This is a genomic window from Faecalicatena fissicatena, assembly GCF_016900595.1.
Taxonomy (GTDB): domain Bacteria; phylum Bacillota; class Clostridia; order Lachnospirales; family Lachnospiraceae; genus Claveliimonas; species Claveliimonas intestinigallinarum.
Window position 1 is genome coordinate 1 of record NZ_JACLYY010000014.1, and the last position, 14782, is coordinate 14782.

12 protein-coding genes and 1 pseudogene are annotated in these 14782 nt (G+C 53.3%); all 13 read left to right on the forward strand.

What is annotated here, in order from left to right; genetic code table 11:
- Positions 1-139: 139 nt before the first annotated feature.
- The 13 genes and pseudogenes from H7U36_RS12595 (at position 140) to H7U36_RS12655 (ending at position 14763) form a co-directional block, all read left to right on the forward strand.
- Positions 140-913, forward strand: a complete 774-nt coding sequence (locus H7U36_RS12595; RefSeq protein ID WP_138304924.1) for a transposase — start codon at positions 140-142, stop codon at positions 911-913.
- A gap of 133 nt (positions 914-1046) precedes the next feature.
- A complete protein-coding gene (locus H7U36_RS12600; RefSeq protein WP_033127047.1) occupies positions 1047-2456 on the forward strand; it encodes an aminopeptidase in 1410 nt (469 codons plus the stop codon).
- A gap of 164 nt (positions 2457-2620) precedes the next feature.
- Entirely contained in the window at positions 2621-5254 is a 2634-nt protein-coding gene (gene ppdK / locus H7U36_RS12605) for a pyruvate, phosphate dikinase (protein ID WP_033127046.1), read from the forward strand.
- A gap of 105 nt (positions 5255-5359) precedes the next feature.
- Positions 5360-5902 (forward strand): O-acetyl-ADP-ribose deacetylase, encoded by a 543-nt coding sequence (locus H7U36_RS12610; RefSeq protein WP_191493660.1) that lies wholly within the window; start codon positions 5360-5362, stop codon positions 5900-5902.
- A pseudogene (gene recQ / locus H7U36_RS15520) lies at positions 5903-7759 on the forward strand (DNA helicase RecQ). It begins immediately after the preceding gene.
- Between the two features lie 2 nt (positions 7760-7761).
- Entirely contained in the window at positions 7762-8343 is a 582-nt protein-coding gene (locus H7U36_RS12620) for a metallophosphoesterase (protein WP_191428694.1), read from the forward strand.
- 114 nt (positions 8344-8457) lie between these two features.
- The gene (locus H7U36_RS12625) at positions 8458-9258 is read left to right on the forward strand and encodes a MerR family transcriptional regulator (RefSeq protein WP_191493661.1); all 801 of its coding nucleotides are present in this window, start codon (positions 8458-8460) and stop codon (positions 9256-9258) included.
- Positions 9258-10064, forward strand: coding sequence for an ABC transporter ATP-binding protein (locus H7U36_RS12630; protein WP_330637139.1), 807 nt, complete (start codon positions 9258-9260; stop codon positions 10062-10064). Before H7U36_RS12625 ends, H7U36_RS12630 begins: the two co-directional genes overlap by 1 nt.
- Positions 10065-10067: 3 nt before the next feature.
- The gene (locus H7U36_RS12635; RefSeq protein WP_138304936.1) at positions 10068-10784 is read left to right on the forward strand and encodes an ABC transporter permease; all 717 of its coding nucleotides are present in this window, start codon (positions 10068-10070) and stop codon (positions 10782-10784) included.
- A 156-nt stretch (positions 10785-10940) separates the two neighbouring features.
- Entirely contained in the window at positions 10941-11939 is a 999-nt protein-coding gene (locus H7U36_RS12640; protein ID WP_138304938.1) for a P1 family peptidase, read from the forward strand.
- A 40-nt stretch (positions 11940-11979) separates the two neighbouring features.
- Entirely contained in the window at positions 11980-13464 is a 1485-nt protein-coding gene (locus tag H7U36_RS12645; protein WP_138304940.1) for an AAA family ATPase, read from the forward strand.
- Positions 13465-13562: 98 nt separating this feature from the next.
- Positions 13563-13823 (forward strand): DUF1294 domain-containing protein, encoded by a 261-nt coding sequence (locus H7U36_RS12650; protein WP_138304942.1) that lies wholly within the window; start codon positions 13563-13565, stop codon positions 13821-13823.
- A 112-nt stretch (positions 13824-13935) separates the two neighbouring features.
- Positions 13936-14763, forward strand: coding sequence for a TrmH family RNA methyltransferase (locus H7U36_RS12655; RefSeq protein ID WP_138304944.1), 828 nt, complete (start codon positions 13936-13938; stop codon positions 14761-14763).
- Positions 14764-14782 lie beyond the last annotated feature (19 nt).

The window sequence follows — 14782 nt, forward strand, 5'->3', positions numbered from 1 at the left end:
AGAACGGCGTGGTAACCGTTCTCCTTTTTTATAGTCGGGTGTCCTTTCAGTCACTTCGTGACTTTTGGGACACCCTCATTAAACCAACTGGTGTATAATTGTGTGAAATGTCCCTGTGATATTTGAAAGGAGGGATATTTTGGCGCAGGGGAAAAGACAGGAGAGTAGTACCGGTGTGTACCATGTTATTGCTAAAGGGATCGCCCGGGAAAATAATTTTAGCCAGATAAGAGAAAGGAAATATTTCCAAAAAATTATCAGAAAATATAAGGATAAATACGCAGTGAAAATTTTTTCATACTGCATCATGTCAAATCACGTGCACCTTATGATAGGTGCGGAGCTTCCGGTTTTGTCTTTGTTCATGGCCAGGATCCTGGCAGAATACGCAATTTACTATAATTATAAACATAATCGTAACGGGCATGTTTTCCAGAACAGGTTTACGAGTGAATGTATTGAAACGGAGTCCTATTTCTGGAACTGTCTCAGGTACATCCATATGAATCCAGTGAAAGCCGGAATGGCAGTGCATGCCACGGATTACCGTTTCAGCAGTATGAGAGAATTTTTCCCGGGAAAGGCCAAGGATCCGCTGATACATCCTGACAGCCTGACAATGGCGAAACAGAAATTCGGAGACTGTGCTTTGTTTGAAGAGTTCCACAGGAAAAGAAATTATGAAATCTTTCAGGATATATATAATGAAATGGAGCAGCAGCGGCTTGAGGTGGCAGAAAAACTTGCCAGAGAGATGTACGAACAGGCGCAGATGAATTATCTAACGCAGGTGTTTGAAGAAAAGTCATATCGGGAAGAATATATCAAAAACATTCAGCAGACACTGAATGTGTCGCAGCGCAAATCTAAGCTTCTATATTCGAAAATCAGGAACCAGGTAAAAAACAATTAACACAATTACACAGGGATTTTCTCATAAATGTACACCAGTTGGTTTAATTCCAGACGTAATACTTTTGAAAAGGATTACGTCTCCGATCATATGTGTTATACTATATCCATCATCAAAAAGGAGGACTACACCAATGGAAAGAACAAATGCATGGCTTGGCTACTCCGAAGAGCAGCTGAGCGAGCTGGAGCGTATCAACAATTTATACAAAAGCTGCCTGGATGAGGGCAAGACGGAGCGGGAGTGCGTGAAAGCCGCGGTCCGCATTGCAAAGGAGAAGGGATACAGAGATCTGAATGACATCATCAGCTCAGGCGACAGCCTGAAGCCCGGGGATAAGGTCTATGCGATCTGCATGGGAAAGAGCATCCTTTTGTTCCACATAGGGCGAAAGCCTCTGGAGGAGGGAATGAACATCCTGGGAGCCCACATAGACTCTCCGCGCATCGATGTAAAGCAGAATCCTCTCTATGAAAGCGAGGAGCTGGCCTATCTGGACACCCACTATTATGGGGGAATAAAGAAATACCAGTGGGTGACCCTGCCCCTGGCTCTTCACGGAGTGGTGGTAAAAAAAGACGGAACCACGGTAGATATCTGTGTCGGCGAGAGGGAGGAGGACCCTGTTTTCGCGGTGACTGATCTTCTGGTCCACCTGGCAGGCAAACAGATGGAGAAAAAGGCCAGCATTGTCATAGAAGGAGAAAAGCTGGATCTCCTGGTGGGAAGCAGACCCCTGTCTGGAGAGAACGGCGAGGAGGCTGAAAATGAAAAAGCGGGGAAAGAGGCGGTGAAAAAGCAGATCATGAAGCTCCTGCACGAAGCCTATGATATAGAGGAAGAGGATTTTTGCTCCGCTGAGCTGGAGATCGTTCCTGCCGGACGGGCCCGGGACTGCGGCTTTGACCGGAGTATGATCATGGCGTACGGGCAGGACGACAGAGTGTGTGCCTTCACTTCTCTCTTTGCCATGATGGATGTCTCTGATCTGGACAAGACCGCCTGCTGCATCCTTGTAGATAAGGAAGAGATCGGAAGCGTGGGAGCCACAGGCATGCACTCCCGCTTCTTTGAAAATACCGTGGCCGAGGTGCTGGCTCTCAAGGAAGGAGAGTCTGAGCTGAAGCTGCGCCGGGCGCTGCAGAATTCAAAAATGCTCTCCTCTGATGTGAGCGCTGCCTATGATCCCATGTATGCTGAGGTGTTTGAAAAGAGGAGCTCCGCCTTCTTCGCCAAGGGACTTGTGTTCAATAAATTTACAGGAAGCAGGGGAAAAAGCGGGTCAAACGACGCCAATGCCGAGTATCTGGCCCAGATTCGCCGGGCTATGGACAATCAGGAGGTAGCCTATCAGTTTGCCGAGCTTGGAAAAGTAGACGCGGGGGGCGGCGGAACCATTGCCTATATTATGGCAAATTACGGCATGGAGGTCATCGACAGCGGCGTGGCTGTTCTGTGTATGCACGCACCCTGGGAGATTACCAGCAAGGCCGACGTCTATGAGGCGTATAAAGGGTACAAAGCATTTATACAGGAGCTGTAAAATGTCACGTTCTGGCGGGGAGTGCCGGAAAAGGCAGGGCCCCTGCACATTATTTGAGAACTTGCGGGCTAAGGACTTGACGAACCATGGCAAAAACAGTAAAATATTATGTGCAAATTACTAGGTATTAGTAGAAAGAAAAAATTTTAGGAGGTCATTGGAACATGGCAACAAAATGGGTTTATATGTTCACAGAAGGTAATGCGACCATGAGAAACCTTCTTGGCGGAAAAGGCGCCAACCTCGCTGAGATGACAGGCCTGGGACTCCCGGTACCACAGGGATTTACCGTTACAACAGAGGCTTGTACACAGTACTACGAGGACGGAAGACAGATCAATGACGAGATCATGGATCAGATCATGGCTGCTATGGCTAAGCTGGAGGAGATTACAGGAAAGAAATTCGGAGACAAGCAGAATCCGCTTCTCGTTTCCGTTCGTTCCGGTGCAAGAGCTTCCATGCCTGGTATGATGGACACCATCCTGAACCTGGGATTAAATGAGGAAGTTGTTGAGACTCTGGCAGAGGCATCCGGAAACCCGCGCTGGGCATGGGACTGCTACAGAAGATTTATCCAGATGTACTCAGATGTAGTTATGGAAGTAGGAAAGAAATACTTCGAAGAGCTCATCGACAAAATGAAAGAGGAGAAGGGCGTTAAGCAGGACGTAGAGCTGACAGCAGAGGATCTGAAGACTCTGGCAGGACAGTTCAAGGCTGAGTACAAAGAGAAGATCGGAACAGACTTCCCGTCTGACGCTAAAGAGCAGCTGATCGGCGCTGTTAAGGCTGTGTTCCGTTCATGGGACAACCCGAGAGCAAACGTTTACCGTCGTGACAACGACATCCCGTATTCATGGGGAACAGCCGTAAACGTACAGATGATGGCATTCGGTAACATGGGTGATGACTGTGGTACAGGTGTTGCCTTTACACGTGACCCTGCTACAGGAGAGAATGGTCTGTTCGGAGAGTTCCTGACAAACGCACAGGGCGAGGACGTTGTTGCCGGCGTGCGTACACCTATGCACATCGCAGAGATGGAAGAGAAATTCCCGGAGGCATTTGCACAGTTCAAGGATGTGTGCAAGACTCTGGAGACACACTACAGAGATATGCAGGATATGGAGTTTACTGTAGAGCACGGAAAACTGTACATGCTGCAGACACGTAATGGTAAGAGAACAGCTCAGGCTGCTCTGAAGATTGCCTGCGACCTGGTTGACGAGGGCATGAGAACAGAGGAAGAGGCTGTAGCTATGATCGATCCGCGTAACCTGGATACACTGCTTCATCCCCAGTTCGACGCTGCTGCTCTGAAGGCTGCAACTCCCATGGGCAAAGGTCTTGGAGCTTCTCCGGGAGCTGCCTGCGGTAAGGTTGTCTTCACAGCTGACGATGCTGTAGAGTGGGCTGAGAGAGGCGAGAAGGTTATCCTTGTTCGTCTGGAGACATCACCTGAGGATATCACAGGTATGAAGTCTGCTCAGGGTATCCTGACAGTCCGCGGTGGTATGACATCCCACGCAGCTGTTGTTGCCCGTGGTATGGGTGAGTGCTGCGTATCCGGATGCGGCGACATCGTTATGGACGAGGCAAACAAGAAATTTACACTTGGCGGAAAAGAGTACCACGAGGGAGACTGCATCTCCATCGACGGTTCCACAGGTAACATCTACGACGGAATCATCCCGACAGTAGACGCTACAATCGCTGGTGAGTTCGGACGTATCATGGACTGGGCTGACAAGTACAGAACAATGAAGGTTCGTACAAACGCAGATACACCTGAGGATGCAAGAAAGGCTGCTGAGCTTGGTGCTGAGGGTATCGGACTTTGCCGTACAGAGCACATGTTCTTCGGCGAGGGAAGAATTGACGCATTCCGTGAGATGATCTGTGCTGAGACAGAGGAAGAGAGAGAGAAAGCTCTCGAGAAAGTCCTTCCGTATCAGCAGGGAGACTTCGAGAAGCTGTACGAGGCTCTGGAAGGACACCCGGTAACAATCCGTTTCCTTGATCCTCCGCTTCACGAGTTCGTTCCGACAGAGGAAGAGGACATTAAGAAGCTGGCTGAGGCTCAGGGCAAATCTGTTGAGAAAATTAAAGAGATCATCGACAGCCTCCATGAGTTCAACCCGATGATGGGTCACCGTGGATGCCGTCTGGCCGTAACATATCCTGAGATCGCAAAGATGCAGACAAAGGCTGTTATCCGCGCGGCTATCAACGTACAGAAGGCTCATCCGGGCTGGAAAGTTCAGCCGGAGATCATGATCCCGCTTGTTGGCGATGTGAAAGAGCTGAAATACGTGAAGAAATTCGTTGTTGAGACAGCTGACGCTGAGATCGCTGCCGCAGGAAGCGACCTTGAGTACGAGGTTGGTACAATGATCGAGATCCCGAGAGCTGCTCTTACAGCTGACGAGATCGCTGCAGAGGCAGACTTCTTCTGCTTCGGTACAAACGACCTGACACAGATGACATACGGCTTCTCACGTGACGATGCAGGCAAGTTCCTTGACGCTTACTATGACGCTAAGATTTTTGAGAACGATCCGTTCGCAAAACTGGATCAGGATGGCGTTGGCAAGCTGATGAAGATGGCTATCGATCTTGGAAAACCGGTTAATCCGAAGCTCCACGTAGGTATCTGCGGCGAGCACGGCGGAGATCCGAGCTCTGTAGAGTTCTGCAACAAGCTTGGCCTTGACTATGTATCCTGCTCACCGTTCCGTGTACCGATCGCTCGTCTGGCTGCTGCTCAGGCTGCAATCGCACAGAAGAAAAACTAATCACAGCAGAATACAAGCAGTGTGATTTATATGAAATCCCGTCTCAGAAATGAGGCGGGATTTTGTGGTATAATAACAGAAAAGTAATCACAGGAGGGATAAGCTATGAGTGAGACAGTGATAAGAGCTGTGCGCGGAGATATCACAGAGATTACGGATGTGGATGCCATTGTAAATGCAGCTAACGAAAGCCTGCTGGGAGGAGGCGGCGTGGACGGCGCCATCCACCGAGCCGCTGGCCCAAAGCTTCTGGAGGAGTGCCGGACTCTCCACGGATGCCCTACCGGGGAGGCAAAGATTACAGGCGCCTACGGACTGCCGTGCAAATATGTGATCCACACGCCAGGGCCTGTTTGGAGAGGAGGCAGTCACAGGGAGAGAGAGCTTCTGGCGTCCTGTTACGGATCCTGTCTGAAGCTGGCAGTGGAAAACGGTGTGAGAAGGATCGCATTTCCCTCCATATCCACAGGCGTGTATCATTTTCCTGTGGAAGAGGCAGCCGGGATCGCGGTGGCCGTGGTCAGAAGGTTTGTCAGCGAGCACCCGGGAAAGCTGGAGCTGGCGGAGTGGGTGCTCTTTGACGACAGAACCTGGCAGATCTACAGGAAGGCGATAGACAAAAGAACGGGAAAAAGCGGGGAAGAATGATTGGAAGCAGAGCAGAAGAGAAAGACATTAAAAACATACTTTGGATACGACACCTTTCGTTCCGGCCAGGAGGAGATCATAGACCAGCTCCTTGCCGGTCGGGACGTGCTGGCAGTCATGCCCACGGGGGCGGGAAAATCACTCTGCTACCAGTTGCCGGCCCTCCTCATGCCGGGGACAACGATCGTCGTCTCTCCCCTCATTTCCCTGATGATGGACCAGGTGAAAGCCCTCAACGAGGCGGGAGTGCACGCGGCCTATATCAACAGCTCTCTTTCGGAGGGGCAGACAGCCAGGGCGCTGGAGCTGGCGAGAGCAGGGCGCTACAAGCTCATCTATGTGGCGCCGGAGCGCCTGGAGACGCCCAGGTTCCTGGATTTTGCCTGCCACGCGCAGATTTCCATGATCACAGTGGATGAGGCTCACTGCATTTCCCAGTGGGGCCAGGATTTCAGACCCAGCTATGTGCGGATCCTCTCCTTTATCCGCCAGCTTCCCCTGCGGCCTGTGGTCTCCGCCTTCACGGCCACAGCAACAGAGAAGGTCAGACAGGATATCCTGGCTTCCCTTGAATTAGAGCAGCCCTATGAGACAGTGGCCGGATTTGACAGGCCTAATCTCTATTTTGAAGTGCAGAGGGCCAGGGATAAGAAAGAGCGCGTGCGCCGGTATCTGACGGATCACAGCCAGGACAGCGGGATCGTCTACTGTGCCACAAGAAAGGCAGTGGATGAGCTGTATCTCTATCTGGAAAATGCCGGTTTTTCTGTGGGGAGATACCATGCAGGCATGAGCGCTGACGCCAGGAAAATGAGCCAGGAGGATTTCATATATGACCGCATCCGCGTGATCATTGCCACCAATGCCTTTGGAATGGGCATCGACAAGTCCAATGTCCGTTTTGTGCTGCACTACCACATGCCTTAGAGCATGGAAAATTATTACCAGGAGGCGGGCAGAGCGGGGCGTGACGGGGAACCGGCGGAGTGTATCCTCTACTACTCGCCCCAGGACACGATGATCGGGCGGCTTTTGCTGGAGAGCAAGGAGATGGATGAGACCTATACAGAAGAGGAGCGGCGGACGATCCGGGAGCAGGATGCGGAGCGGCTGCGGAAAATGGAAGGCTACTGCACTACTACGGGATGCCTGCGCAGCTACATTCTCCGTTATTTTGGCGAAAAGGCAGAGGATAGCTGCGGAAACTGCGGCAATTGTCTGACGGAATTTGAGCAGATGGATGCCGCGGAGGCTGCTGCTGATGTGGTCCGGTGTGTGCGGGAATGCGGACAGCGCTATGGCCAGAGCATGATCGCAGGCACGCTTCTGGGAGAGAACACAGCCAGGATAAGGGATCGCGGTATGGATAAGAGCTCTGTCTACGGCAAGCAGAGTAAGCTGGGGAAGGCCCGGATGCAGGAAGTGATACGCACCATGGTGGAGAGAGGGTATCTTTGCCAGACAAAGGACAAATATACGCTGCTGAAGCTGACAGAGAGCTCAGAGAGTTTGCTGGAGGAGACGCAGCCCTTCTATATATCCTATAGGAAGGAAGAGGAGAAGGCTGGGAAGAAGTTAAAGGCTTCCGGGGCTTCGGGAAGGCGGCCGGCCCAGATGGCTGACCTGACAGAAGGGCAGCAGGTGCTCTTTGAAGAGCTGAGGAAGCTGCGCATGAGGTTGGCGGGAAAGAGGAAGATCCCTCCCTACATGGTGGCCTCGGACAAGACACTGCGGGATATGTGCGTCAGGCTGCCCCGCACCAGAGAGGAGCTGCTGGATGTAAATGGAATGGGGGAGAAAAAGGTAAAGCAGTACGGGGAGGCGTTTCTGGAGGTTCTTTTAAAAAAGGGGATATAAAAATGGTCTATCTCACAGGGGATACACATGCGGTATTTGACCGTATCGGTGATTTTTCAGAGAAAGGCAGACGACACCGGGAAGATATACGGATTATTCTTGGAGATACAGGTATCAATTATTTTCTAGGATCGAAGGCCGTGGCGATAAAAGAACATCTGTCAGAACTGCCGGTTACATTTTTCTGTATCCACGGCAATCATGAACAGAGGCCTTTTGCCATAAAAACTCACCGGGAGAAACTGTGGAGCGGCGCGGTAGCCTATGTGGAGGATGCATATCCATCTATTCTGTTTGCCAAAGACGGAGAGATATATGACTTTGATGGGAAAAAGGCAATCGCTATTGGGGGAGCATACAGTGTGGATAAGTTTTACCGGCAGAAGAAAGGATATGCCTGGTATGACAATGAACAGCCGTCTGCTTCCATCAAAAAGTATGTGGAAGAGCAGTTGGACAGAGCGGAATGGAAGATAGACTATGTCCTGAGTTATACGCTGCCTTTGAAATACGAGCCGGTGGATAAATATCTTCCTTTTATCGATCAAGTCCATGGTGTTGGACCGCCTCAGGATCATATTTGAGGATTATGCTGTGCTGGGAGAGTAGCGGACCTGAACTTAGATTGAAAAAAGTGGCGCGGATACTCTTGCTCATGACCCGGCGTCATGAATTATAATCATCCCAGGAGGTGCAGTATGGAGAACAGAAAAGCAATACCAGATGGTTACATGACAGTTGGAGAGCTGGCCGGGAAGATGGGGACCACAGTCCGAACCCTGCAGTATTACGACAGAGTGGGGCTTTTGAAGCCCGCCGCCGCAAGTGAGGGAGGCCGCAGACTGTACACCCACAAGGACATGATCCGGCTCCATCAGATCCAGTCGCTGAAATCCCTGGGATTTTCTCTAGATGACATTAAGAACCGGCTGATCCCTCTGGATACGCCAGAAGAGGTGGCAGAGATGCTGGCAGGTCAGGAGCAGGCCATCCGGCAGCAGATCCGCCGCCTGGAAGAGGTGGCGGCAGAGACGAAGGCTTTAAGGGAGGAAGTCCTCAAGATCAAAGAGGTGGACTTTAAAAAGTACGCGGATATCATAGTCAATCTTCAGATGAACAATGAGTTCTACTGGCTTATCAAGCATTTTGACGAGAGGACGCTGGACCACATCCGGAACCGGTTTGACAGGGAGAGCGGGATGGCCTTCATAGACCGGTTCAATAAGCTGGATGACAGGGTGCTGGCGGTGAAAGAAAGCGGCGTCCCACCGGAGGATGACCGGGCTATGGAGCTGGCCGTGGAGTTCTGGGATATGGTCGTAGAGTTCACAGGCGGGGACATGTCCATGCTGCCTGAGCTGATGGAATTTGGAAATATGATGGACGAGGATCATGCGTGGGCCAGGAAGCAGGCGGAAGTCAATCAGTATTTGCAGCCGGGGCTGGAGCGCTATTTCCGGGAGACGGGCATGGATCCCTTCGGGAAGGAGGGGGAATGATGGATGTGATACAAGTGGCGGACCTTCGAAAAAGCTACGGAAAGACAGAGGTGCTTTGCGGCATTTCCTTCCAGGTGAGAAGAGGGGAGATCTTTGGAATTCTGGGAACCAACGGGGCCGGAAAGACCACGACTCTGGAGTGCATGGAGGGCTTCCGGAAATATGATGGCGGAAGGATCCAGCTGAAGGGCAGCGTAGGCATCCAGCTCCAGTCCGCCTCACTGCCGGGCTGCATGAAGCCGCTGGAGGCGGTGGAGCTGTTTGCGAGATGGAAGAGGACAAAGCCGGACGGAGAGCTTATTGAGGGGCTGGGGATCCGGGAATTTTCAAAGAAAAAGTACGCGGAGCTGTCCACCGGACAGAAGCGCAGGCTGCATCTGGTCCTGGCTCTGACAGGAAATCCGGATATTCTTTTCCTGGATGAGCCGGCAGCCGGTCTGGATGTGAAGGGGCGGCTGGCTCTGCACGAGAGGATTAGGAGGCTGAACCGGCGGGGAGCTACCATTGTCCTGGCCAGCCATGATATGGCGGAGGTGGAGGAGCTGTGCGTCCGCATCGCCATCCTGAACAGCGGCCGCATCGCTTTCCTGGGAACGGCAGAGGAGCTGGCGGACCGTGTGGACAGCCGTTTTGTGATCCGGATCAGGACAGAGCAGGGAGAGCGTACATACCGGGCGGCTCACATCGGCGAGGACCTGCTTCGTATTCTGGAAAGCCTGAAGAGAGAAAAGGTGGAGGTGCTGGATGTCAGTGTCAGCCGGGGAACGCTGGAGCAGCATTTCATGGACCTGGCAAAGGGGGCGTGACAGATGAGTGCATTTTTATACGGAACCCTTCTGCAGTTTAAGATGGACATACGCAGCCGGTCCCTGCTGGTCACCTGCTATCTTGTCCCTCTTCTCTTCTTTGCCATCATGGGAAATATATTTACTGCTCTCATGCCCCAGTCGAGGGATGCGCTGATCCAGTCCATGACTGTGATGGGCGTGTCCATGGGGGCTCTGATTGGCGTCCCGCCCGTCCTTGTGGAAATCTATGGGACAGATGTGCGGAAAATGTATCAGGCAGGGGGAGCGCCGCTCTGCTTTGGCCTCCTGTCTATGCTGCTTTCCGCTTTCCTCCATCTGCTGATCATGAGCGGCATTATGTTCGCGGCGGCAGAGGCACTCTTTGATGCCAAAGTGCCTGAACACCTGCCGGGATATTTTCTGACGCTTGCTTTGTTTATCGGAGCATCCCTGTCTCTGGCCGCGGTTCTGGGGCTGCTGGTCAAAAGCCAGGCAAAGCTGACCATGTACTGTCAGCTTTTGTTTCTGCCGTCTATCATGCTGTCCGGCATCATGTTTCCGGCACAGCTGCTCCCGGATGCCCTGGAAAAGCTGGGAAGGCTTTTCCCTGCCACATGGGGATATCAGCTCCTGGGCGGAGGGGAGGCAGAGCTGTCAGGATATGCTCTTCTCCTTACTGTTCTCGCCGGAGCGGCAGGACTTTGCTGCCTGCTGCTGCGAAGGAGTAGATGCACATAAATTTTGCGCAGGAGCAGAGGAGAGCATAGCATAGAAGCTCTGCGTAAACTGCTGGGAAAATCTGCTCTCTCATGGTATGATTATAAAATAGAGTAAAAAGGAATCCGGATATCTGACATTGTGAAGCGCATGAGAAATATGGAGGAGAAAACCAAGATGAAGAAAACAATCAGTATAAAGGATATCAGGGGAATCAGGATCGGGCAGACAGAAAACCTGGAGGGCGGCACAGGCTGTACAGTCTTCCTCTCAGAGACGGGGATGGCGGCCGGGTTGGATGTGCGGGGAGGCGGCCCTGCGTCCAGAGAGTCGGAGCTTTTGAAGCCTCTGGCGGCCGCCCAGGAGATCCATGCCATTGTGCTGGCCGGGGGAAGCGCCTTTGGGCTGGGAGCTGCCGACGGTGTGATGCAGTATCTGGAAGAGAGAGGGATTGGTTTTGACGTGGGAGTGACGAGGGTTCCCCTTGTTTGCCAGTCAGATCTTTTCGACCTGACAGTAGGAGATCCGGGAGCCAGGCCGGACAGGGCTATGGGCTATGAGGCCTGCCTGAGGGCAGAGGAGGAAAACTACAGAGATGGGAATTGCGGTGCGGGATGCGGCGCCACTGTAGGAAAATTTGCCGGTATGGACTGCTGTATGAAGTCCGGTATTGGCAGCTATGCCCTACAGATTGGTGAACTGCAGGTGGGCGCTGTGGTGGCGGTCAATGCCCTGGGAGATATCTATGACTGGAAAAGCGGACGGAAGCTGGCCGGCCTGCTGGCAGAGGACCGGCGATCTTTCCGCGGGACGGAGGAGCTGATGTACGCCGATACCCGGGCAGTGGACAATAAATTTACAGGCAATACAACCATTGGCGTGATCATCACCAACGCTGCTTTTCAGAAGCCTTCGCTTTGCAAGATCGCCGGTATGGCCCATGACGGCTACGCCCGCTCCATAAGGCCGGTTCACACCACAGCGGATGGGGACAGTATTTACGCTGTCTCCGTGGGAAACGCCGACGGCAGCAGGGTGTGCGCAGATCAGGATCTGGTTGGCGCACTGGCCGCAGAGGTGATGAGCGAGGCCATCACAGTGGCAGTGAAAAGCGCACGGAGCGCTTACGGGTATCCGGCGTGGAAAGACCTGATTGTACTCCCCGCGTCAATATGATAAACTGTAAGAAAATCAGAAGAAAAGACAGGGGGATACTATGCCAGTATTTGATTTCAATAATACACCGGAGGAGTCAAACGCTCCCCAGTGCACCTATACGATCTTTTACTCCAGCCACTCGCAGGCAGGGCCGGATCATCCCATGCTGGTGCTGGACAACAGCGCCGGAAAGCTGAAGCACCACTCAAACGGCGCTTTTACCAACCCGGTCCGAAAGACGGCCTTTGAGTTTAAGACAGAGGAGGGGACGGTCAGCGCGGATATTCTGCAGATCGACGCCCGGTTTGTAAGCCTGCTGAAATGGCTTGGGGAAAACCATATCAACGTGCGTCTGTCCGGCGCGGTCCGGGAGGAAGGCTACGCTGTATACAAGATCCGCGAGATCGCCTTTGGAGGCGGCTCCAAGCTCTCGGCGGAGGATGGCTTTCTGCAGTTTATGATCGAGCGGCTTCTCTCCAGCGATGCGCCCTCGGAGGAGGAGCCTGACGAGGACGAGGAGGAGACCGGGGACAGCATGAAGCTGACCAGCATCCAGAGCATTACGGATTTTATGAACTGCGCAGGAAGGACTCTGCCTGACAATATCCGGCTCTGGGCCAGGAGAAACCTGGCTGTGGCCCGTTCCAACGAGGTCTCTGCGGAAGAACGGCGCCATGCCCAGCGTGCTCTCTCTATTATGATGAACATCCAGTGGAAGGGAAATTATTTTGAGTCCATCGATCCGGTGGAGGCCCGCCGTATCCTGGACGAGGAGCTCTACGGTATGGAGCAGGTGAAGCAGAGGATCATTGAGACCATCATCCAGATCAACAGGACCCACACCCTGCCGGCCTACGGCCTGCTGCTGATCGGGCCTGCCGGGACAGGGAAATCCCAGATCGCCTACGCGGTGGCCAGGATCCTGAAGCTGCCCTGGACTACTTTGGACATGAGCTCCATCAACGATCCGGAGCAGCTCACCGGCAGCTCCAGGATCTACGCCAACGCAAAGCCTGGGATCATTATGGACGCCTTCTCCATGGCGGGAGAGTCCAATCTGGTGTTTATCATCAACGAGCTGGACAAGGCGGCTGCGGGGAAGGGGAACGGAAACCCGGCGGATGTGCTCCTGACCCTTCTGGACAACCTGGGATTTACGGACAACTATATTGAGTGCATGATCCCCACCGTGGGCGTGTACCCTATCGCGACTGCCAATGACAGGGAGCAGATCAGCGCGCCCCTCATGTCCCGGTTTGCCGTCATCGAGATACCGGACTACACCCCGGAGGAGAAGAAGGTCATATTCTCGGAATATGCCCTCCCAAAGGTGCTGAAGCGGATCGGCATGGAGAAGGACGAGTGCAGCCTGACGCAGGACGGACTGGATGCAGTCATTGACCTGCACAGGAACACAAGCGGCATCCGGGATCTGGAGCAGGCAGCGGAGCATATTGCCGCCAACGCCCTGTACCAGATCGAGGTGGATCATGTGAAATCCGTCACATTTGACGCCCAGATGGTGCGAAGGCTTCTCGGATGATCAAAGACAAAATAAAAGAAAACGGTCCGGAATGAACAGGCATTTCCGGACTTTTCTGCTATCCGAAAAAGAGCCGGGAAAGGGGCAAAGGAAAAAGTATGACAGATCTTAACTGGACAGCCTTCTATCTGATCCTGGTCAATATCATTGCATTTGCGGCATTTGGGATCGACAAGCGGAAGGCTGTCAAACATAAATACAGGATTTCGGAGGCCACCCTGCTGGGGCTGGCTCTCATCGGCGGATCCGCCGGAGCCCTGGCGGGCATGCACCTGTTTCACCACAAGACGAAAAAGCTTTTGTTCCGGGCTGTCCCAATGCTGCTGGCAGTCCAGATAGCGCTTCTGATCATTTTCTAAAGCCCTGCCTGAAGCGGCCGGGAAAAGGATGGACCGGACAGGGAAGGATGACGAAATATAGACAGAAAAACAGGTGACAGAGAAATAGAAGACAGCGAGGAGACATACGGGTATGGGAAATATAATAGAGATCAGGGATTTTGCCGCAGGGGAGCTGGACGTCTACGCCCGGCTGACAGAGGCCCAGCTTCTGAACAGGGACAGGCCGGAGGAGGGGCTTTTTATCGCGGAGAGCCCCAAGGTTGTCATGCGTGCTCTGGACGCAGGCTATGAGCCGGTCTCCATTTTGGCAGAGGACAGGCACATAAACGGGGAGGCGCGGGAGGTGCTCGCCAGATGCCCGGATATCCCGGTGTACACAGCTTCCTTTGAGGTGCTGATGCAGCTCACCGGATACAAGCTGACCCGGGGACTTCTCTGCGCCATGCGCCGCAGGCCTTTGCCCCGGGTGGAGGAGCTGTGCAGGCGCGCGCGCCGCATCGCCGTCCTGGAAAATGTCATGAATCCCACCAATGTGGGCGCCATTATCCGGTCTGCGGCGGCTCTCAACATGGATGCAGTCCTCCTGACGCCGGGATGCAGCAACCCCCTGTACCGGAGGGCGGCCCGGGTCAGTATGGGGACGGTCTTCCAGATCCCCTGGACCTTTCTGGAGGAAGAGGAGGCGGGAGCCTGGCCACGGGAGGGGATGGATTACCTGAAATCCCTGGGATTTTCCACAGCCGCCATGGCTCTCCACGATGAGTCCGTGGACATCGACGACCCGGTCCTCCGGCAGGAAGAAAAGCTGGCCCTCATTCTCGGGACCGAGGGAGAGGGGCTGCAGGAGGAGACCATAGCCGCCTCGGACTACACCATCAAGATCCCCATGAGCCACGGAGTGGACTCCCTGAATGTGGCGGTTGCCAGCGCGGTGGCCTTCTGGGAGCTGGGAAAATGACTGGAAGGAGAAAGATGAG